The 21,327-nt window shown below is 70.4% G+C and carries 19 protein-coding genes; 11 read left to right on the top strand and 8 right to left on the bottom strand.

Annotated features, from left to right (window positions below):
• Positions 1-82: 82 nt before the first annotated feature.
• Complete coding sequence (locus ADK64_RS46215) at positions 83-328, top strand: hypothetical protein (protein ID WP_053664079.1); 246 nt, start codon at positions 83-85, stop codon at positions 326-328.
• A gap of 33 nt (positions 329-361) precedes the next feature.
• On the opposite strand, the gene ADK64_RS30185 is transcribed toward ADK64_RS46215, so the two are convergent.
• The 3 genes from ADK64_RS30185 to ADK64_RS30175 form a co-directional block, all read right to left on the bottom strand.
• Complete coding sequence (locus tag ADK64_RS30185) at positions 362-862, bottom strand: nucleoside deaminase (RefSeq protein WP_053664077.1); 501 nt, start codon at positions 860-862, stop codon at positions 362-364.
• Between the two features lie 130 nt (positions 863-992).
• Complete coding sequence (gene cynS, locus ADK64_RS30180) at positions 993-1,463, bottom strand: cyanase (protein ID WP_053664075.1); 471 nt, start codon at positions 1,461-1,463, stop codon at positions 993-995.
• Between the two features lie 242 nt (positions 1,464-1,705).
• Positions 1,706-2,314 (bottom strand): carbonic anhydrase, encoded by a 609-nt coding sequence (locus ADK64_RS30175; protein WP_053664073.1) that lies wholly within the window; start codon positions 2,312-2,314, stop codon positions 1,706-1,708.
• A gap of 126 nt (positions 2,315-2,440) precedes the next feature.
• On the opposite strand from ADK64_RS30175, the gene cynR reads away from it, so the two are divergent.
• Positions 2,441-3,352, top strand: coding sequence for a transcriptional regulator CynR (gene cynR, locus ADK64_RS30170; RefSeq protein WP_053664071.1), 912 nt, complete (start codon positions 2,441-2,443; stop codon positions 3,350-3,352).
• A gap of 76 nt (positions 3,353-3,428) precedes the next feature.
• On the opposite strand, the gene ADK64_RS30165 is transcribed toward cynR, so the two are convergent.
• Positions 3,429-6,197 carry an ATP-binding protein gene (locus ADK64_RS30165; protein ID WP_053664395.1) on the bottom strand — a complete coding sequence of 923 codons (2,769 nt, stop codon included), beginning with the start codon at positions 6,195-6,197 and terminating at the stop codon, positions 3,429-3,431.
• A 220-nt stretch (positions 6,198-6,417) separates the two neighbouring features.
• Between ADK64_RS30165 and ADK64_RS30160 the strand changes: the two genes are divergently transcribed.
• Both ADK64_RS30160 and ADK64_RS30155 read left to right on the top strand, forming a co-directional pair.
• Entirely contained in the window at positions 6,418-7,332 is a 915-nt protein-coding gene (locus ADK64_RS30160) for an MBL fold metallo-hydrolase (RefSeq protein ID WP_053664069.1), read from the top strand.
• 22 nt (positions 7,333-7,354) lie between these two features.
• The gene (locus ADK64_RS30155) at positions 7,355-8,845 is read left to right on the top strand and encodes a carboxylesterase/lipase family protein (RefSeq protein WP_053664067.1); all 1,491 of its coding nucleotides are present in this window, start codon (positions 7,355-7,357) and stop codon (positions 8,843-8,845) included.
• A 61-nt stretch (positions 8,846-8,906) separates the two neighbouring features.
• Here the strand turns inward: ADK64_RS30155 and ADK64_RS30150 are convergent, their stop codons facing one another.
• From ADK64_RS30150 to ADK64_RS30135, 4 genes are all read right to left on the bottom strand, one after another.
• Positions 8,907-9,482 carry a dihydrofolate reductase family protein gene (locus tag ADK64_RS30150; RefSeq protein WP_053664065.1) on the bottom strand — a complete coding sequence of 192 codons (576 nt, stop codon included), beginning with the start codon at positions 9,480-9,482 and terminating at the stop codon, positions 8,907-8,909.
• A 249-nt stretch (positions 9,483-9,731) separates the two neighbouring features.
• On the bottom strand, positions 9,732-11,261 hold the full coding sequence (locus ADK64_RS30145) for a CoA transferase (RefSeq protein WP_053664393.1): 1,530 nt from the start codon (positions 11,259-11,261) through the stop codon (positions 9,732-9,734).
• Positions 11,262-11,347: 86 nt separating this feature from the next.
• Complete coding sequence (locus tag ADK64_RS30140) at positions 11,348-12,325, bottom strand: 3-hydroxyacyl-CoA dehydrogenase family protein (protein WP_053664063.1); 978 nt, start codon at positions 12,323-12,325, stop codon at positions 11,348-11,350.
• Positions 12,326-12,357: 32 nt separating this feature from the next.
• Positions 12,358-13,092 (bottom strand): acetoacetate decarboxylase, encoded by a 735-nt coding sequence (locus ADK64_RS30135; protein WP_053664061.1) that lies wholly within the window; start codon positions 13,090-13,092, stop codon positions 12,358-12,360.
• Positions 13,093-13,382: 290 nt separating this feature from the next.
• On the opposite strand from ADK64_RS30135, the gene ADK64_RS30130 reads away from it, so the two are divergent.
• The 7 genes from ADK64_RS30130 to ADK64_RS30100 all read left to right on the top strand — a co-directional run bounded on the left by ADK64_RS30130 (position 13,383) and on the right by ADK64_RS30100 (position 21,098).
• Complete coding sequence (locus ADK64_RS30130; RefSeq protein ID WP_053664059.1) at positions 13,383-13,826, top strand: MarR family winged helix-turn-helix transcriptional regulator; 444 nt, start codon at positions 13,383-13,385, stop codon at positions 13,824-13,826.
• A 232-nt stretch (positions 13,827-14,058) separates the two neighbouring features.
• Entirely contained in the window at positions 14,059-15,528 is a 1,470-nt protein-coding gene (locus ADK64_RS30125; RefSeq protein ID WP_053664057.1) for a hypothetical protein, read from the top strand.
• 42 nt (positions 15,529-15,570) lie between these two features.
• Positions 15,571-16,041, top strand: a complete 471-nt coding sequence (locus ADK64_RS30120) for a DUF5990 family protein (protein WP_053664055.1) — start codon at positions 15,571-15,573, stop codon at positions 16,039-16,041.
• Between the two features lie 543 nt (positions 16,042-16,584).
• The gene (locus ADK64_RS30115; protein ID WP_053664053.1) at positions 16,585-17,112 is read left to right on the top strand and encodes a GNAT family N-acetyltransferase; all 528 of its coding nucleotides are present in this window, start codon (positions 16,585-16,587) and stop codon (positions 17,110-17,112) included.
• Positions 17,113-17,224: 112 nt separating this feature from the next.
• Positions 17,225-17,860: a DUF1345 domain-containing protein gene (locus tag ADK64_RS30110; protein ID WP_053664051.1), complete on the top strand. Its 636-nt coding sequence runs from the start codon at positions 17,225-17,227 to the stop codon at positions 17,858-17,860.
• 1,721 nt (positions 17,861-19,581) lie between these two features.
• Positions 19,582-20,259 (top strand): TetR/AcrR family transcriptional regulator C-terminal domain-containing protein, encoded by a 678-nt coding sequence (locus tag ADK64_RS46210; protein ID WP_159046367.1) that lies wholly within the window; start codon positions 19,582-19,584, stop codon positions 20,257-20,259.
• A complete protein-coding gene (locus tag ADK64_RS30100) occupies positions 20,259-21,098 on the top strand; it encodes an alpha/beta fold hydrolase (RefSeq protein ID WP_053664047.1) in 840 nt (279 codons plus the stop codon). Before ADK64_RS46210 ends, ADK64_RS30100 begins: the two co-directional genes overlap by 1 nt.
• The last annotated feature ends 229 nt before the right edge of the window (positions 21,099-21,327 follow it).

Here is a 21,327-nt window from a genome sequence, read left to right as displayed (position 1 = left end):
AGGACGACGCTCATGCCGCAGACCTCCTCGCCCTGAGGGTGATCCGCGGGTCGACCAGAGGCAGCATCAGGTCGACGACGAGGTGCACGGTCATGAACAGGGCGACGATGACCAGGGAGATGGCCTGTACGGTCGGGAAGTCCTGGGTCGCGGCGGCCAGTTCGAGAAGCTGCCCGAGCCGCCCGCGCCGGACGCGCTCTCCACGAGGACCGTGCAGACCAACAAGATCGAGACGATCAGCCCTCCCGTGGTCAGCACGGTGCCCGGCGCGTTGCGCAGCACATGCCGGCGGATCACGTGCCGCTCGCGCCCGGGCAGCACGTCGTAGGGCACCTCGTCGACCAGGTCGGGGACGGCGGGGTCAGCCGGCAGTCGGGGCGCCGGACACACGGCGTTCGCCGCCGTTGCCTTCCTGCCAGAACCGGTAGACCTCGACGGCGTCCTCGTGCGGCTCGTAGCGCATGGGCAGCCGGCGCTCGGCCCAGTTCCTGGCGAACTCGCCGTAGAAGGTGTCGAGTTCGAAGTACCTGCGGTCGTCGACGTAGTGGGGCTCGTAGGCATCGCGGGTGGTGAGGAAGACGACCTCGTCCGGCGAGCAGTAGTACAGCGAACCCAGGCACATCGGGCAGGGGTGGGCGAGGACGTAGATGGTGGCCCCGGTCAGATGCTCGGTGCCCTGCTTCATACAGGCCTCGCGGATGGCGAGGATCTCCGCGTGCGCGGTCGGGTCGTTGGTCTGGGCGACCCTGTTCGGGCTCTCGGCCAGGATCTCGCCGTCCTTGACGATGACGGTCGCGAACGGGCGGCCGCCCTCGGCGACGTTCTGCCGGGCGATGTCGATGGTGCGCTGGACGAAGTCCATGGGATCTCCTCCGTGGGTGAAGGGCGGGTGCCGCCTCGCAGGGCGGTGTGGTGGGGGGAGAGGCGTCGCGGGGCCGGACCGGACCGGTAGGTGGTCCGTCCCTGCCCCGCTTGCTGGTACGGCCTCCGGATCAGAAGGGCTTGGTCGGCAGGTACTTGCCGTCCAGGGTGATCACGGCACGCTCACCGCCCTCGGGGTCGGCGACCTTCTTCACGTCCAGCTTGAAGTTGATCGCGGAGATGATGCCGTCGCCGAACTGCTCGTGCACCAGGGCCTTGAGGGTCGTGCCGTAGACCTGGAGCATCTCGTAGAAGCGGTAGACGGTCGGGTCGGTGGGAATGCCGCCCGGGATCGAACCGCGGGTCGGGATCGTCTGGAGCAACAGCGTCGCGTCCTCGTCCAGGCCCAGCAGCTCGGCGACCGCCTCGGCGGACGCCTGGGGGAGCGGGTGCTGGCCGAGCACCGCGGCGGTGGTGAAGGCGACCGACAGACCGGAGGCGTCGGCGACCTGCTGCCAGGAGAGGTTCTTGCGGACCTTGGCCTCGACGGCCACGATCGCGAGCTGCTGGCGGGCGGTCGAGTCGAACTGGGCGTGCACCATGAGAGGGCTCCTTTTTCTGGGGTGCCGGTCCGTACGGAATGTGCGGCACAGCGGGTTGTCAGGGGGACGGTCCCGGGGCCGTGCCGCGGGCGGGACCACGTCAAGGGCTCAGGGACCGGGGCCGTGGACGAGGGCCCGGGACAGGGCCTTGGATCGGCTTGGATCGGTCTTGGATCGGTCTTGGATCGGGCCTCGGATCCGGCCTTGGATCGGCTTGGAGTGGTCTTGGAATCCGGCCTTGGTCAGGACGCCAGGGCGGCGGTTTCCGTGCCGGTGACACCGAGGGCTTCGACGCGCCCGGTGGCGATGTCGAAGACCCATCCGTGCAGCGTGACCTTCTTCTCCGCCAGGGCCCGGGCCACGGAGGGGAGCGTGGCCAGGTTGGCCAGCTGGGCGAGCACGTTCTGGCGCACCAGTGCCCCTGCCTTCTGCGGGCCCGCCGCCAGGCCGGCGGTGCGGGCCAGTGCGGCGTCCGCGTGCCGCAGCCAGTCGGCGACCGCCGGCGCGCCAGTGAGGTCGTGTTCTTCGGCCAGGGCGGTCATCGCGCCGCAGGCGGAGTGCCCGCACACCACGATGTCGGTCACCCCGAGCACGGCGACGGCGTACTCGATGCTCGCCGTCACGCCGTTGGCGCGGGGGGTGTAGGCGGGGACGAGGTTGCCCGCGGTGCGGATGACGAAGAGTTCACCCGGTTCGCCCTGGGTGATCAGCTCCGGTACGACCCGGGCGTCCGAGCAGCCGATGAACAGTGTGTGCGGTGTGTGGTGCGCGGCCAGATGGGCGAAGAGGTCCGCCTTGGCCGGGAAGACGTCCTGCTGGAAACGGGCGATGCCGTCGGCGAGGTCAGGCATGGGTCACTCCCTTCGATAGCTGTCGAGCCCCTCGGGGTCGACGAGATCCACCATGCATGACCTGGGTCTATAGAGTCCAAGAGTCAATAACCATGACCCCTATTGATGTCATCTATAGTTACTCCCATGGCTGCTCTGGAACTGCGTCACCTGCGCTACCTGCTGGCCGTCGCCGAGCACGGGCACTTCACCCGCGCCGCCGAAGACCTGCATATCTCCCAGCCCACCCTGTCGCAGCAGATCAAACAGCTCGAACACACCCTTGGCGTGCAACTGCTGGACCGCACCGGCCGCACGGTGCGGCTCACCGACGCCGGCGCCGTCTACGCCGACCACGCCCGGCGAGCGCTGCGCGACCTGGCCGCTGCCGAACGCGCCGTCCACGACGTCCAGGACCTCTCCCGCGGCCATCTGAGGCTGGCGGTCACCCCGACCTTCACCGCCTACCTGGTCGGCCCGCTCACCGCCGAGCTGCACACCCGCCACACCGGCATCAGCCTGACCCTGGTGGAGATGAACCAGGACCGTATCGAAGCGGCCCTGCTCGCCGACGACCTCGATCTCGGCATCGCCTTCGCCCGCCCCCACCCGACCGGCCTCAGCGCCGCACCGCTGTTCACCGAAACGCTCAGCCTCGTCGCCGGCACCGGCACCCACCGCGACCAGGCGGCGGACTGCCTACCGGTCGGGTCGCTGAGAGGTCGTCAACTGGCACTGCTCAGCGGCGATTTCGCCACCCGCGGCCATATTGACGCGTACTTCGCCGACCACGGGGTCGCTCCACGCATCTCGGTCGAGGCCAACTCCATTCAGGCCCTCACCGAGATCGTCCGGCGCACCCCGCTGACCACGGTCCTGCCCGACGCCATCACTCACGACCACCCTCACCTCACACCCGTCCCCCTCGACCCGCCCCTGCCCACCCGCACCGTCGCCCTCCTCCGGCGTGAAGGCGCCTACCACAGCGCCGCCGCCCGCGCATTCACCAAGCTCACCCACGACCTCGTCCGCACCCGCGGCTACGCCCCACCCCTGTGACCCGTGTCCGGACGACTCCTCACTTCCGAGGGGGACCGCACGCACACCGAGGGGAAGGGGGCTTTCGGGCCTGCCCTCAAGTCTGATGTCCGGCCGTCGCGCGGGTGCCCTCGACGAGGTCGCGGAGCTGGGAGCGGGCGGTGACGCCGAGCTTGGGGAAGGTGCGGTAGAGGTGAGAGCTGATCGTGCGCGGGGAGAGGAACAGCCTCTCGCCGATCTCGCGGTTGGTCAGCCCGCGGGCAGCGAGCCTGACGATCTGCCGCTGCTGTGGGGAGAGTTCGGCGAGCACGTCGGGAGCCGCGTCCGTGACGTCGAGGCCGGCGGCACGTGACTCGGACCGGGCGCGTTCGGTCCACGGGCGTGCGCCAAGGCGCCCGAAGGTCTCCAGCGCCTCGGTGAGCAGAGGTCGCGCCTCCGCGATCCGCCGCTGACGCCGTAGCCACTCTGCCAGGTCCAGCTGGGTCTGGGCGCGCTCGAAGGGCCAGTGCCGCCACGCCGGGTCCGCCAGGGCCGCCCGGAAGTGCGGCTCGGCATCCTCGGGGTCCGCCAGCAGGCCCCGGGCCCGCCCGAGCAGCGCACGCAGACGGGGTGAGGTGTTGTCCGCGAGCGCGCGTGCGGAACGCTCGACGAGCGCGGCGGCCTCCTCGCGCCGCCCGCAGCGCGCGGCGACGGCGGCCAGATCCGCGAGAGCCGGATAGGAGGCGTGGTAGTGCACGGGCGCGCCGTCCGGTGCGAAGACCGTACGGAGCTGGTCGTAGGCGGTCGCGTAGGCGCCGTCCGCGGCTGCCGCGACACCGAGCGCACGGCGGGCGTAGACGGAGACGGAGCGGCTCTCCAGCGGATCGATCAGGGCGAGCGCGTCACGGACCCGTGCGCGGGCCGCCGCCGTGTCCCCCTGGAGGGCCAGCACGGTGGCATCCGCGGTGGCCGCGCAGGCCACGGCGTGGTCGAGGCCGGTTGCCGAGCCGACCAGGGTGGTGCGGGCGCAGGCCTCACGTGCCTGGTCCCACCTTCCTCGTTCCACATGGGCCCAGGCGACCGCACCGCCCAGTCCCTCCGGCAGCGCTCCTTGCAGCGTCCAGTGGTCGAGGGCCTCGTCGAAGGCGCGGACGGCCCGCGGGGTGTCGTCCAGGATCCACGCCATGATCCCGAGAGCGGCGAGCTGCTCGGGCCGGGCATCTGCATCGGCCATCAACTGGCCGAGTGAGCTGACGAGTTGGGCGCGGTCGTCGAAGGGATCCGTGACGGCTCTCACCCAGGTGCGCAACCAGGTGCGGGAGGTGTCCTCGGGCAGGTTCCGCAGGATTCGCTGGATGCGGGTGCGCTGGCCGTCCTCTCCGGAGTAGAAGCGGACCACGGCGGCGCTGCCCAGAAGGTCCAGCGCGGTGGTGGGCTGCGAGACCGCCAACTGTTCGGCGGTGTGGGCCAGTCGGGCGAAGACCACGGTATGGCGTGCCGTCAGGGCCGCCAGCCGTCCGGCTCGCACGGCGGCGGTGGCCAGCAGCGACGCGTCATCGGTGCGCGCGCGTGCCCCGGCGGTCAGTTCCTCGACCCAGGCGATGTCCCCGGTGAACACAGCCGCGTCGGCGGCCCCGACCAGCAGCCGGGCACTGTCCTCGCGCCCCGGCGCCAGCTCGGCGGCGCGCTGCAGCGCCCTGGCCGCCGCCGCATGGCCACCGCGCCGGCGGGCCCGGTCGGCGGTCCGCTCCAACTCCGCCGCTACGGCCGCGTCCGGGCCCGGGCAGGCGGCGGCCAGGTGCCAGGCACGCCGATCCGGTTCGTCCCGCAGCATCGCGGCGAGGACCAGGTGGGCCTTGCTCCGGTCGTCGAAGGACGCGGCGTGATACACGCCGGACCGGACGAGCGGGTGGCGGAACCGGACGACCGGGCCGGTCCGGCGGACCAACCCGGCCTGCTCGGCGGGCAGCCAGGCGTCGTCCGATGCGTTCGGCAGCCCGGCGGCGACGGCGATCGCGGAGTCGACGGTATCCATGGCGGCGAGCAGCAACAGGGCCCGCGTGGTGGCGGCGGGAAGGCGGGCCAGACGGGCGCCGAAGACGCGCTCCAGGTGATCGGTGAGCGGGAGCGGACCTGCCGACGGCAGCGCGGGCGGCGGTTCGGCAGCCGTGTCCTGTACGGAAGCCGCCCTCGCCAGTTCGGTCAGCGCCAACGGGTTGCCGCCGGCCTGGTCGAGGATCCGCGCTCTGGTCCGGCCGGTGGGAGCCTTCGGCTGTACGTCCAGCAGTCGGTTGGCCGCGACCACGTCGAGCGGCTCCACGGTGAGCGTCGGTACGTGACGGTCGAAGCCCGGGAGGTGCTCGCCGCTACGGGCGCCGATCAGCAGCGTGACCGGTTCGCCCGACAGCCGTCTCGCGGCGAAGGACAGTACGTCCAGGGAAGAACGGTCGAACCACTGGGCGTCGTCCAGCACCACGAGAACGGGATGCCGCTCGCCCAGGGCCGACAGCAGGCTCAGCACGGCGACCCCGGTCAGCATGAGGTCGGGGCCCGACGCGGCCGGTCCGGTGCCGAAGGCGTCGTACAGCGCCGCCCGCTGCCTCTGCGGCAGCACGTCCACCTCGGCCGACACCGGCCGCAGCAGCTGATGCAGCGCGGCGAACGCCAGGCTCGACTCCGACTCGCTTCCCTCGGCGCGCAGTACACGGGCGCCGCCGGACTCGGCCCGGCGCAGCACGCGGTCCAACAGCACGCTCTTCCCCGTGCCCACGTCACCCACCAGCACCAGAGCGGGATCGGCCGCCGCCGAGTCGACCGCACGGAACAGGCGCGCCAGCTCCTCGTCCCTGCCGACGATCAGATCCCCCGGAGCCTGCCCCGCTCCCATGACAGTGCTGAGGCCGTCTGCCTGCTCGTCCACGGACTCTCCAGGAATCGTGGCTCTTGGACCGGAGCCGCCTCGCCTCGTCCAGCCCAGGCTACAAGCGGCGAGTCCGGTGTCCGGGTGCGTGTGCGCAGGTGCAGTCAGGTGACGGATACCGGGCCCGGCGGGGCCGCTCGTACGGTTCCGGGGAAAGCCGAAATCCTGCGGACACCAGGGATGCCTCGTGGAACAGATCAAGCTCGGCGATGTGAGCGTCACCAGGGTCTGGGAGTACTACGGTTCCGTCGACATGACGCCTGACACCTTCTTCCCGGACAGCCCGAAGGAGGTGTGGGACGACGGGGGCTCCTGGCTGACCCCGCATTTCCTCGATCCCGAGTCCACCGTCGTGAACTGCGCGATCCAGACCTGGGTGCTGCACAGCGAGGGCAGGACCATCCTCGTCGACACCGGCGTGGGAAATCACAAGGAGCGCCCGTACGCCCCGGTCTGGCGCCACCTCGAAACCGACTTCCTGGCCGGTCTCGCCCGGGCCGGCGTCGCACCCGAGGACGTGGACATCGTGATCAACACGCATCTCCACGTCGATCACGTCGGCTGGAACACGTACTTGGACGGGCGGAACTGGGTGCCCACATTCCCCAACGCCACGTATCTGATGCCGAAGGACGACTTCGACTTCTGGAATCCCGTCAACGGCCACACGTCGGTGCTCGGCCGCGGCAACCAGAACGTGTTCGAGGACAGCGTGGCCCCCGTGCACGCATCCGGTCGGACACGACTCTGGGAGAACAGCTACCGGATCGACGCCGGCCTCCGCCTGGACGCCGCTCCCGGGCACACCCCCGGCTCCTCCGTGCTCACTCTCACCTCGGGGACGGACCGCGCGGTGTTCGTCGGCGACCTGCTGCACAGCCCCGTACAGATCCTCGAACCGGACACCAACAGCTGCTTCTGCGAGGACCCCGCGGGTGCCCGCGCCACCCGCCGCAAGGTGCTGGGCTGGGCCGCCGACAACAACGCGCTCGTGATCCCGGCGCACCTGGGCGGGCACGGCGCCGCGGAAGTCACGCGCGACGGGGACACGTTCGCCATCAAGGGCTGGGCGCCCTTCGCCCCGTACCTCGAACAGGCCTGAGAACTCACGGAAAGGCACCACCGTGGCCCATCACCCCCACCCCGTCGTGACCACCGCTCAGGGCGCTGTCCGCGGCCTGTCCCAGGACACCACCGCCATGTTCCTGAACATCCCTTATGCCGCTCCTCCCAGCGGTGCCGGCCGGTTCGCGCCGCCTGAGCCGCACGCGCCCTGGCACGGGGTACGGGACGCGACCGTGCCGGGGCCCAACGCGCCGCAGTCCGAGCGCGGGCTCGGCGGCATCGACATGTCCCCGTACTTCGGCACCGGTTGGAGCCGCGGGGAGGACTACCTCACCGTCAACGTCTGGACGCCTGCCGTCCCCAGCGGTGACCTGCCTGTCATGGTCTTCGTCCACGGCGGCGGATTCGTCGCCGGATCGACGCGGTCCGCGCTGTACGACGGCTCCGCCTTCGCCCGCGACGGCGTGGTCTTCGTCACCCTGAACTACCGGCTCGGCATCGCCGGATTCCTGGACCTCCCCGGAGCGCCGTCCAACCGAGGCCTGCTCGACGTCGTCGCCGCGCTGCGCTGGGTACGGGAGAACATCGCCGCCTTCGGAGGCGACCCCCACAAGGTCACCCTGCTCGGCCAGTCGGCCGGGGCGACCATCGTCGGCGGCGTCCTTGCCGCCTCCCGGGCGACGGGCCTCTTCCGCAGGGCGATCGTCCAGAGCGGCAGCGGTCTGGGGGCGTTCACGGCCGAGCAGGCCGCCCGCGTCACCGGAGCGGCGGCCGAGTTCCTCGGCACCGAGCCCCATGCCGACGCCTTCGCGAAGATCTCCGACGACCGCCTGGTCGAGGCCGCTTCCCGACTGGCGGGCATCGACCTGCGGACCGAGACGCACTACGACCCACTGATCGGGCTCAGCCCCTTCAGCCTGGTCCTCGACACGCAGCCCGCCGAGTCCGTCGCCGCCGGTCTCGGCGCCGACGTCGACCTCCTCATCGGGACCAACGCCGAAGAGGGGAACCTCTACCTCGTCCCCGTGGGCAAGTACTCCACCTCGACCTCCGAGGACGTCGCCGCGGCGGCAGCAAGCTCGCACCCGGACCCGGCGCAGCTCGTCGAGACATACCGGAAGGCACGCCCTGCGGCGTCCTCCGGCGAGTTGCGGTCCGCCATCATGGGCGACGCGCTGTTCGGCGCGGGCACCTGGGCCCTGGCCGACGCGCATGCCGCCCACCCCGAATCCGCCACCTACGGCTATGAGTTCGCCTGGCGGTCACACGCCCTCGGCGGAGAACTCGGCGCCGCCCACGCGATGGAGCTGCCTTTCGCCTTCGATCTCGCGCACCTTCCTCAACTACGCGGTCCTGACGCCCTGTTCGGCCCCGACAGGCCCCCCGCGGGGCTGGCCGCCCGTATGCACGAGACCTGGATCCGATTCGCCGGAACCGGCACCCCTGACTGGGATCCGTACGAGACCACACGCCGGGCCACGATGCGCATCGGCGCCGAGTGGACGCAGGTGGACGACCCCCGCCGCCGGGAGCGACAGGCCTGGAGCTGATCCGGCGGACGGCATCGCTGAGCGGTTGGCGCCGGCACGGGGCAGCAGGACGCCCGGGGCGTCATCGGCGGACGACGTCGAAGACCTGCTTCTGCACCCCGTTGCCGTAGACCTCGTGCTCGACCAGCCTCAGCTTCTGGGTGTCCTTGTCCGTGGTGCTGAACAGGCGCTTGCCGGCGCCGAGCAGCAGTGGGTAGACGAGCAGGTGGTAGCGGTCGATCAGGCCCGCGTCCGAGAGGCCGTGGTTCAGCGCGGCACTGCCGTGGGCGATGATCGGGCCGCCGTCGGTCTCCTTGAGGGCGGCGACCTCGTCGAGGGAGCGCAGGATGGTGGTCTCGCCCCAGTCGGAGACCAGCTCGTCCTCGGTGAGGGTGCTGGAGACGACGTACTTCGGCAGCGTGTTGTAGTGCGCGAACTCCGCCATGTCCGGCCATACCGGGCTGAACGCCTCGTAGCTGACCCGGCCCATCAGGATCGCAGCGGACTCCCGCTGCTCACGCTCCTTGATCTCGAACGCGTCGGGGACGAACTCGACCTCCTTGAAGGTCCATCCGGAGTTGCGGTAACCGGGCTCGCCGCCCGGCGCCTCCATGACGCCGTCGAGCGAGATGAAGGCCGTGCTGATCAATGTGCGCATGGGAGCTGTTCCTCGGTGTCGTGGACGTGGACGTGCGGTGTCTGGCTGCGCGGCGCCCGCATGGGCCGCCTTCACCGCGCATGAGCCGCATTCACGGCATGGGCGCCCCTGAGGTCACGGCGGCATCCAGCACTGCTCCAGTGTCTGACCGACGAAAAAAATTGTCAAGGAGAGGAAAGTTGTCGGTGGCTGGATGGCAAGGTGCGGCCCGGGGCGGGGGCCCGGGCCGCACGGACCGGTCAGTGAGGGTCAGCTGTGGCGGGGGAGCCAGACGGGGGCGCTGCTGCCGCGGGGGACCAGGATGGTGCGGAAGCGTCCGGGGGTCCTGGACATGATCACCTGGTCGGTGACGCCCTGGTAGTGGCCGCAGGGGGTGTCGGCGGTGAAGGTGTCCGGGTCGAGGTAGGCGTGCGGGGAGGCGGGGTCGGGGTTGAGGGCGACTTCGTGGGCGTAGGCGCGGTCGAACACGCCGAGGCTGAGGATCCAGGTGGCGACACGGGTGAGGTTGAGGGTGACGCGGTAGCTGCCGCCGTCCGTGGCACGGCGCATCAGGGCGGCGAGCGCACCGGTGGTGGCCAGCCAGGAGAGGACGTAGTCGTTGACGACGCTGATGTAGGGAAGGGCCGGCGCACTGGTCGGCCGGGCCGCGACACCGTCCTCGCCCTCCATGAGCATGATCCCGCCGAGGGCACCGGCGGTCTGGTCGAAGCCGACGCGGTCGGCCCATGGCCCGGTCTCCCCGGCGAGAGAGAAGCTGAGGTGGATGATGCCGGGGCGGATCGCCGCGGCCTCCTCGGCGCTCAGGCCGATCTTCTGCAGGTAGCCGGGGCGCCGGTTGGCGTAGAAGAGGTCGGCGTCGCGCAGCAGATTGCGGATCCGTGCCTGCCCCTCGGGGCCGTAGGGGTCGATGGTGGTGGAGCGGACACCGACGTTGGCGGTGTTGTACGTGGAGTCGTGCTCCAACTCGTCGGGCCGCCAGATGTTCAGCACGTCCGCGCCGTGCTGGGCCAGGTCCCGGCCGACGCCTGCGCCGGCGATGATGTGGCCCATGCCCAGGGCACGTACGCCCGAGAGCGGCTGGTCGACGGCGGCGGGCAGGGGTTCGGGCTCGCTGTCGCCGATCCTCTCGATCTTGATGAGCGGTTCCTGGGCGATGTACTCGTACGCCGGTTCCCGCAGGAACTCCTCGGTGGTGCGCAGCATCGGCATGACCACGCCGATCTCATCGCCGGCCTGCTCCAGGTCGGCGGCGTTCCATTTGCCGATGGCGTCCGCGACGGCCGCCTTCTCGGGCCAGGTGCGCAGCAGCTTGTAGACGGAGTTCTTGATCTTCGGATACGGGTTGAGCGGCATGACCCAGCGGCCGTCGCGTGCCTGGTAGAAGTCGAAGCCCAGGGGGTTGGCCGGATCCGAGGGCGTGCCGCCGGGGTAGCCGTTGAGCAGTTCCCACTTCTTGTCGTAGAAGGGGCAGAGCCGGTGCGGGGCCTTGCGCAGGTCCATCGTGATGTCCTGGCCTTCGCCGCCGCGGTGCCGCCACAGCGCGGCCAGGGCAACGGACTTGGCGGTCATACCCAGCGCCGGGACGGCTCCCAGGCGCATGATGCTCGGGACGATCGGGTCGCTGCCGATGAACGTGATCGTTCCGCCGCTGTCCTCAGGGTGGAGGCCGACCGTCGCGAGGATTTCGCGCAGGGCCTGGTGGATGTCGAAGCCGTCGTCGTGGGTGAGCGGGTTGGCGATGGCCCTCTGGATGCGGTCGGTGAGTTCGTCGGCGCTCATGGACACTGCAGCCTTTGCTTCGTGGTGAGGTGGTCGGGTGGGGCTGGTCCGGGCGGCGCTCGCGCGCGGCGGCCCGGGACGGCCGATCAGACGTCGAAGGTCTCGCCGAGGGCGTGCATGATGGCGATCTGCTTGCGGTCGCGTTCGGCGGCGAGTTCGTCGATGGTCGCGCCGAAGTCCTTGGCCTGTGCGGTCAGCAACTGTCTGGTGGGCTCGTCGAACGCGACCTTCTCCTGCTCCATCGCGGCCCAGCGGCGCTCCATGCCGATGCCTAGGTGGCTGATGAAGTGGGCCAGACCGCCCTCGCCGCCGCCGAGGTGGAAGGAGCGGAAGGGGCCGGCGACGGCCCACCGTTGGCCGATGGACGAGGTGACGACGTCATCCAGCTCCTGCATCGTGACCACGCCTTCGCTCACGAGGTGCACGCACTCGCGGAAGAGCGCCGACTGCAGCCGGTTGGCGACGAAACCGGGCACCTCCTTGCGTAGCACCTGCGGCCGCTTGCCGAGTTGGCGATAGAAGGCGCGGGCGCGTTCGGTCGTCTCGGCCGAGGTCCGCTCGCCGGGCACCACCTCCACCAGCGGCACCAGGTGCGGCGGGTTGAACGGGTGGCCGACGACGAGCCGCTCCGGCGCCTTGAGGACGGTGGCGATCTCGGTGGCCGGGATACCGGAAGTGGAGGTGGCGAGCAGGGCGCCGGCGGGCGCGTTGGCCTCGATGGTGCGCCACATCTCGTGCTTGACGTCCAGTCGCTCCGGTCCGTTCTCCTGCACCATGTCCGCCTCGCGGACCGCGGCGGCCAGGTCCGCCTCGAAGGCCAGGCGACCGGTGAGGTCCGCGGTGTCCAGCCCGAGCGCCTCCAGTGCGGGCGCGGCCTCCGCGATGTGTCCGCGCACCGCCTCGGCTGCGCCGGGCTGCGGGTCGCTGACGGTGACGGAGAGACCGCGGGCCAGGAACAGGGCCGCCCAGGAGGCGCCGATGACACCTCCCCCGACCACCGTGACCTTGCGGATGCCGGCGATGCCGTCGTTCTCGGACATGGGGGAGGGCGTGGGGGAGGACATGGGGACCTTCTCGGCTCGGTGGGTGGGGGAGGTCAGGCCAGGTAGTCATGGACGACCCGGGCTCGGCCCAGGGTGAGGTCGGTGAGGATGTGGGCGGCGGAGACCACCTCCAGGACCGGCAGGTCCGCGAGCGGGGCCAGGGCGTGGGCGAAGAGCTGCAGCCGGGCGGGACCGGTCCAGGAGCCCTTGACCGTGAGATCGCTGATCCGCGACCGGACGAGTTCGCAGATGCGCGGCGAACCGTCGTAGTTCGGCAGCTTCTTGAGCATGTACGTGGGCCGCGTGAGCTCCTCTCGCGCCTGCTCCGCGGCCAGCGGTGCGTGTTTGTAGCCCATCGTCGCGCGGGCGACCGGCAGTGAGCCGTAGTCGAGGGTGCCGGCAAGGGTGTCGTGGTCGACGAACAGCCGTGGCCGGCCGAGCTTCTTCGGGAAGGCGCCGGTCTCGCGCCCGCTGGCGATGGCCGGGAAGTTGTCCACGTACATCGACAGGCTGTACTCACCCGGCTCGCCCTCGTACTCGACGACGGCGAGCTGGCCGGACTCCGTGTAGTCGCCCAGTCCTGTGACGTCCGGCATGCGCATGACCTCGAACCGGACCAGCGGCTCCACCACCCGCAGCGGCTGCGGCACGACCCTCTCCAAGGCCTCGGGGTCCGTCCGGTAGGTGATGTTCAGATACTCGCGGTCCACGAACCGGTACGGGCCTGTGGGGAAGGCTGGTGCGTCCAGTGGCGTGGTCGGTACCCGGACGACGTTCTCGGCTCGCATGGCTCTCGCCCACCTTTCTCGTCCCTCGGCCCAAGTGGACGATACCGGGATGAAATACCGCACACATCTCATCCGTCGCCCCGGAGAGGCGCACGATGGACAGCGGGTTGCATTTTGCAACAAGTTCACCGTAAACCCGGAGAGTGCTGTGTTGCAAACTGCAACTCACGAGGGGTGCGGTATGTGTGATCATGCACGGGATGAGGATCGCCCGTGCCGGACCTCGCCCGTCCGGTGTCTGCGGGCGGTGTCGCGGCGGGGCGCGCGGGACCGAAGGGAAGGACCAGCACGTGGCCGATGACGACCGAGAGCTCCAGGGGCTCGTCCGCGAGCTGGTGACCCTCTCCCGGCGCTTCCGGGCCAACGCCGAACGGCTCCACCCGGACCTGAGCTTCGTCGACTACTCCCTGCTGTCCGAGATGGCCGAGCGGAACGGGGCCCGCGCGGGAGACCTGGTCGGCCTCTACGGCATCAACAAGTCCACGATCAGCCGCCAGGTCGCCGCCCTGCAGCGCGCCGGCCTGGTGGTACGCGAGACCGCCCCGGACAACCGCCGCGTCCAGCTGCTGTACCCCAGCGACCAGGGCCGGGAACTCCTCGCCCGCGCCGATGCCCTGATGCACCGCGAGGTCGACACCCGCACCGACGGCTGGTCCCCGGGCGAGGTCAGGACCCTGCGCAGCCTCCTCGCCCGCTACAACGCGGCTTCCTCGGCGATCACAGAGGACACCTGACAGGGAGAACTCGGCCGATGATGTGCCGAGCCGGAGGGCGAGGCCGCCGCCGAGATCGCGGCGGTGGGACGCGATCGCCCGACCAGGTGAGTACGGCAGACCGGCGAGCCGGCCGCGACACGACGTTTCGTCTGGAGGGCGGCGGCCTGCTGTGCGCTTCGCCGCGCTGGGTGCCCCGCGGTCACGGTCGTCTCCATAGAATGTCCTGCCTCACTACCCATCAGGAGCGGTGATGCGTACCTACGGCGAGGCGCGGCACGAGGAACGGCAGACCCGCGCGAACGCCACTCCCCACGCGCGGTCGTGTCCCGATCACCGGGGGCTCCCGGACCTGCAGCGGGCAGCGGGCAACGCCGCGGTGACGCGCATGATCGGCCGGGTCTCGACCTCGCGGGACGGGCTGGGCGGACGCCCGGACGTCCAGCGCTTTCCGAAACAGTCCGAGGTGCGGCAGGAGGAGTTCCACCGGCTCGCCACAGGGGCTCCGAACAACCTGTCACCGTCCCAGGCACACGATCTCCATGTCACCGCGGTCGGCACCCTGCGGAGCGATTTCGAAAAGCCGACCGACCATGAAGCGACCATGCGCCGGGCTGCCGAGCATGTGCGGGCGGCGGAGGCGATGCGGGTGCGCGGCGCGTCCCAACGGGTGGCGAGCGCCTTCGCGATCAGCGTGGCGGTCCGCAATCTCGGCGGCCTGAACGCGCTCATGGGACACAACGGCGCCGACAGCCTGCTCGACACCTTCACCCACTGCGTCTCCGCGGCCATGGACAAAGTCGGTGGAAGCGTCTCCAAATTCCGGTTCGGTCCCCGTCTGGAGTTCATCGTCGTCGGCGACGACGTGCGGCGCAGCCACATCGAGGCACAGCTGATGGCTGCTCAGGCAGAGATCCAGCGGCAGGCCACGGCAAGCGGTCTCGACGCGGTCGGACACCCGAAGTACCAGAGTGACCTCTCCGAGAAGGGAAGCGGAATCCGATACGGCATCCGTCCCATCAGGGCCGCCGACAGCCCGGCCGGCCAGGAACGGGGCACCGCCGGCACTCCTGGTCACGGACGGGGAACCGCCTTCAAGAGTTCCGCCCAGGAACGCAAGGAGAAATTCCTCGGGGCAGCCGTGGACAGCTACGGGCTCTCGTCCTCCGGCGCCGCGGAACTGTTCGCGAGCAGCGGCGCGGACGAGGTCGACGAACTCACAGGATTCGACAAGGCCGCCGATCGACGCCTCACCCTGGCCAACGCCGTCCGCTACGTGGCCGAGGCCGCTGCCACGGGCGTCTACGTCGAGGTCGATCTGCGCAATCTGGGCGGCTTGACGAAGGAACTGGGCAGGAAACGGGCCGACGAGGTCTACGCCGCGATGTCGGCCATGACCGAGAAGGCGGTGATGGGCCTCGACGCCGACGTCTCCCGATTCCGTCACGGCGGAGACGAATTCAGCTTCATCGTCGTGGGACACGACGCCACTCCGAGTGCCGTGGACTCGGCGCTGGTCTCCGCACAGCAAGCCATCAAGCAGTACGTCGAGGCCCAGGGGCTCAGCGAGATCCGGCATCCGAAGCATCCGGACGACCTCGGCAGACAAGGCACCGGCATCATCTTCGGTGTCGCCTCGATCACTCCTGCCACAGAGAACGTGGACAGCGTCGTCAACACCATCCTGTCGGCTGCCGACCGGCAGGTGGAAGCTAAGAAATAGGCCCTGTCACCATGCGCGGAAGTGGCCAAGGAGGATGGGCACATGCAGATCCGGATCGAGGCATTCGACCTGCCGGGCCGTAGATGTGGTGCGAGCCCGGACTTTCCCGGCTACGACAACATCCACGTCGCGGTCCAACGACGCGGCCTCAGGGACGAGTTGCTCGATCCTCACCCCGGCGACGCCCCCTCCGCGACCTGGACGCTGGACTGCACGGCGACACGGTCCGCGTCCGGCATCGACCTGAAAGGGCCGTACATCCAGGGCCGGCCCGGAGGCCGGTTCGTCTACCTGTCCTGGGGCACCGTCGACGAGGCCGGGACCTTCACCCTGTTCCGCCGGGCGAAGCTGATGTTCGACGGGATCGACTCGGGTGTCGCCGAGGCCGCGATGGGCTCCGGACTGCTGCTGGCGCGCCTGGGACTCACCGACGCCAAGGGCCATCCCCTGTGCGCCGCCGTGCGGCCACCGCACATCGAATGGTCCGCCGCGGCCACGGGCGGGACTCGCTGACATGCCGCACCAGCCGGCGGCGCCGGGACTTCGGTATGGGCCATCAGCAGGCTCCCGCCCTGCTCTCCGTCCACCAGACCGGGCCGTCGCATGCGCCCCGCTCGGCGCGCGGTCGTTCCAGTGAGGCGGTGAGACGTGTGCCGCCCTCGTCGCGGGTGTCGAGGTCGGTCGCGAACGACAGCGGGATGTGTCGGTGTGCGCTGGGCCGAACTCGCTGCCGACGCGTACGGTGACCTCCCGACGCCCGCCACCTCGCCGACTCGTTCGTGACGCAGTCGGCCATGGTGGCCCGCGGCCTCGGTGTCGCTCTCGTCCCCGACGCGACAGCATCGCGCACGTTCCGGCAGCCGTCGCCTACCGGCCGCTCACCGAGCGCGCCGACATCGCCGAACTCCTCGTCGTCACCCGGGCAGGCACGCGCGAACCGCTGGTCCAGGGGTTCCTCCATCTCGCATCGGGCATCGGTCCACCCGGCACATCCCGGATGACTGAGACCAGTCCGCGAGCCCCCGGCCTCGATCCGCCCAGCTAGGGTGACGGGCTGTGAACGCTCCTCGGCTCCGCACGGCCCAGGCCATCGGCACCAGGCGGCTGGACCTGCTGCCCCTGCGGGTCGAGCACGCCGTCGAGATGGCCGCGGTGCTGTCCGATCCGGCCCTGCACACCTTCATCGGCGGCACTCCGGACACCCCGCACCTGCTGCGTTCGCGCTACCAGCGCATGACCGCAGGCTCCCCCGACCCGGCCGTCTCCTGGCTGAACTGGGTGATCCGGCTCCGTGCCGAGTCCTGCCTGACGGGCACGGTCCAGGCGACGATCCGCTCCTCCCGCCCCGGCCCCACAGCCGAGATCGCCTGGGTGGTGGGGACCCCGTGGCAGGGAAGAGGCATCGCCACCGAAGCAGCCCGAGGACTCGTCGAGTGGCTCGCCATGCAGTCGGTGCACACCGTGATCGCCCACATCCACCCCGATCATCGCGCGTCCGCTGCCGTCGCTGCCGCCGCCGGGCTCAGCCGCACCGATGCATGGCACGACGGAGAGATCCGATGGCGACGTCGCATCGGGCGGTGATCGCACCGGTCCACAGATTTTGCCCCTCGCAGTCGCCGCCCGCGTACAGCCGGGGCCCCTGATGGCGTCCTCACCGCGCTGACCAGCGGCGGGACCGCTACGGTGGGGCCGTATGAGCATGAGGCTGCCGGTGTCCGCGGTCCGTAGGCTGGCCTGCTCGGTGGCCGTCGGCGCGGTGGTCGGTGCCGCCGTCGGCATGGCGACGCACGCACTGCTGGGGAACCTCGCCGGGATCGCCGCGACGGGAGCCGTCTTCAACGTGGCGGGGTGGCTCGTGCTCTGGCCGATGGACGCCTCCGCCACCCACCGCAATGCCGGACGCGAGGATCTGCGGCCCCTCGCGGAGGAGTTGGTGGTGGTGGCCGCCGCCCTGTGCGGCCTGGTCGCGATCGTCTCGCTGCTGCTCGTGAACGACGCCGGGACCAGCCGTGCCGCCGCCCCGACCGCACTCGCCGGTGTGTTCCTGGCCTGGGCCGCACTGCATCTGATGTACGCCGGCCGCTACGCCTACCTGTACTACGGCGAACCCGCCGGCGGGATCGACTTCAACTCCCAGCAGCCGCCCGCCTACCGGGACTTCCTGTACTTCAGCTACAACCTCGGCATGACCTATCAGGTCTCCGACACCGACGTCTCCAGCCCGGTGATCCGTGCGATGGTGCTGCGGCACACACTGCTGTCGTACGTCTTCGGCACCGGCATCCTCGCAACCACCCTCAACCTGGTCGTGAGCATGGTCACCGGGTGATCGGCCAGGCATTGCGGGCCGCGTGCAGGGTGAACTCCATCGAGACCGGGAACCACTGGCGTTCCTCGCGAGTACGGCCCGCGATGCGCACCCGCAACCGGACCGCGGGAACTTGCCCGGCTCGGGCTGGGCGGCGGCCGCCTCCTTGGTGATCGGGCCCACGCCGACCCAGGGTTCAGCGGACGACCGGTGTGGTCGGTTCGGTCGGTGTGACCGGCTGGTCGAAGTCGATGTGGTGCCCCTGCAGCCACATCATCGACTCGCCGCCGTCCTTAGCCGCCTTGCGGAACATGACCGGCAGCATGAGGTCGCGGATGACGCGGGCCACCGGACCGGCCAGCGCCGAGTGAAGGCGGTCCGGCCGATTCGGTGCAGGAACGTGGCCATGGGAGTGCGACAACTTTCCGTCTGTGGGTGCGGACGGGGTCCGTGGGTGCGGGCTCTGGGTGAGCGGGCCCAGTGCGGACGGGATCAGCGGGGAAGGACTCCGTGGGAACGAACTCTGTGCGGACGGGGCCGAGCGGCGGCGTCCTCCGGGGCGTCCAGGCGCGGCACCGGAGCCGTGCGAAGCACGGTGCGCATGACTTCGGCCTTCGGGCCGTCGAGTTCGGCCTCGCCCATGGGGGCGCAGATGACGCCGGGGTCCGATGGAGTTGATCCGCGCCTCGCGCTCGGCCAGGACCGGCCGCCCAACCGGGAAGCCGCCCGGTTCGGCGCGCTTGGCGGAGCCGTACGACTGCCCCGTGTCGGCGAGGTTCTTCTCCTGCGTGACCGGCAGGGACGGAAGACTCCTGGGCAGCGGTGGGGCGCGGTTGCAGTCGCTCCTCGGCGGTGAGCCGGTCTGCGTAGGAGCGACCGGCGGTGTGCACGACGTCGGCGACCGGACCCGGCGCCGCCCCCGCTCGTGCCGGCTCGGCGACGGAAGCGGGGGAGCAGACGTCGACCTGGCACCCGCTCCGCCGACGACCAGTGCACCGTGATTCATACGACCTCTGCTTCCTCAGGAGAAGGGTCCGGCACGCCGGGAAAGCACTCGGTCACCGTGGGCCGGACCCTGTCTCTCGTCCTTTGTCCCTCGTCTCTCACCCCGAGGCGTGCTGGCCGGCGGCCGGGCCCTCGGGGGGTGGGGCGCCCGCTGCCGCGGTCACCATCGTTGTACCGGGCAGGGGCGTACCGCGCCGGTCGTTCGTACCCGGCGCGCACCGGCCTGTCGGCCATTCGGCCGACACCGCTCACCGGGTCCGCCGCCGATGGCTCCGCCTCCGCCGCTTGCCGATGCTGCGGCTCCCGTCGAGGCCCGCACGATGGGTGGTGGCCTCGTCCTGACACACGAGGAGGTTCGCGAGCCGGCAGTCGGATTCGTGCATCGCCTCATGGAGTCGGGCTGTGTCGCCCTGGTCGTCATCTTCGGCACCTTCGCCACGGCGTGGCGGCGTTGCGCCCCGGACAGGCCTACCTGCCGTGATCTTCCAAGGGATCGGCGTGCCTCGTGTTCAGGGACACCCGGCACCCCGACGAGACGTGTCGCGCCGCTGACCCCGGCCCGTGGCGCGGCAGCCGTCGTGATCAGCCGTAGCTACCACCCCGACGAGCCATGTCTGAGCGGCGAGGACGGCGTGCGGTACGTGCTGCGCTGCCCGGGGCCGAGCCCAGCCGCCGAAGTCCCCGTCGCGTCCTCTCGCACCCTTGCACTATGCGTCCATTGGACGCATAGTGGCGCCATGAAGGCGGGATCGGCGCCATGGTGGCGGGCGCGGTACGCGGCGTTGGGGCGGCAGCGGCCGCGTGCGGGCGGGCTTGAGCTGGGGCGGATCACCAACGTGGCGCTGGAGATCGTGGACGCCGAAGGGCTTGCGGCGCTCACCATGCGCAGGGTGGCCGAGGAGATGGGTGTGCGGCACACCTCGCTGTATCGACACGTGGCCAGCAGGGACGAACTGCTGGTGGAACTCGTCGACCAGGTGCTGGGCGAGGTGGTGCCGGCGGTGACCGGCAGAGGATGGCGAGCGGATCTGGAACACGTCGCATGGGAGTTCAGGCGGGTTCTGCTCGCGCATCCCGCGATCGTTCCGCTGCTGACGATGGGGCAGTTGCTCGGGCCCAACGCCCTGCGCGGACGGGAGATCGGGCTCGGACTGTTGATCCGGGCCGGATGGGAACCGTCACGGGCCGTCCGGATCTATCTGACGGTCGCGCATTTCGTCATCGGCGCCGCACTGCTGGGCACCGGCGGCGCGGCGCGCGGCGTCGTGGAGCGGAACGCCATGAGGGACCTGTTCGCCGGGCTGCCGCAGTACCCGCTCGTACGGGAACTCGCCGAGCCACTCAACCTTCCCGACGGTGACGAGGAGTTCACCTTCGGTTTGAGCGCCCTCCTCAACGGTATGGGAGACCCCTGATGAGCCTTGCCGACTGGATCGCCGGCGGCGACAGGGTGGAGCTGACCGGGCATTGCCTCTTCGTCCGCCAAGACGGCGCAGGCAGACCTGTGACGCTGCTGCACGGCTTCCCCACCTCGTCCCACGACTGGGCGATGACCGTCCCGCACCTGGTCCAGGCCGGATGCCAGGTGACCACCGTGGATCTGCTCGGGTTCGGACAGAGCGACAAGCCGTCCCGCCACCGCTACTCCATCCATGAGCAGGCCGACCTGATCGAGGCCGTCTGGAGGCATCTGGGCATCGGCGAAACCGCGCTCGTCGCCCACGACTACGGCGTCTCGGTCGCCCAGGAGCTGCTGGCTCGTGACCCGGGTCGCCTCACCCGCACCGCCCTGTTGAACGGCGGCCTCTACGCCGACCTGCACCGCCCGATCTTCGTACAGCGCCTCCTGCACAGCCGTGTCGGCCCGCTCCTGGCCCGGCTCACCGACGAGAAGAGGTTCAGCGCAAATCTGCGCAGCGTCCTGGCCAAACCCGTGCCGGACGAGCTTCTGCACGACATGTGGACGTCCGTGATCCGTGAGAACGGCCACCACCTGGCCCCGCGTCTGCTCCAGTACATCGACGATCGCCGCGCGCACTTCCACCGCTGGACCGGCTCCCTCGAGCAGTACGAGGGCCCGCTCCTGTTCGTCTGGGGGCCGGAAGACCCCGTCAGCGGGGCCCACGTCCTGGAACGCCTCCGCCAACGACGCCCCCGGGCCACCTTCACCGTGTTGCACGGCGTAGGCCACTATCCGCAGGTCGAAGCGCCTGAGGAGACAGCACGGGCGCTGGCCGCGTTCCTTGCGGGCTAGTGCCCCGAGTCGCCTGGCCGCATTACTCCATTACTGCATCACTCCATCGCTCCATACTCCCGACGACGAATCGCCGACTCATCCTGGCGAGCGGACCGGTCCGCACAAGGACGGTGAGCTGATCGCCTCGGGCGTCCCCCGCCCCATCCCGGGGCGGGTGCACCGGTACTGTTGCCCGACCAACTGTGATAGGTGCAGCGTGAGTTCGGGCTGAAGCCGGTCGTCGGCG

It is taken from the genome of Streptomyces sp. MMG1121, from assembly GCF_001280015.1.
GTDB lineage: Bacteria > Actinomycetota > Actinomycetes > Streptomycetales > Streptomycetaceae > Streptomyces.
The sequence above is the reverse complement of the archived record's forward strand: the minus strand, read 5'-3'. Positions and strand labels throughout refer to the sequence as shown.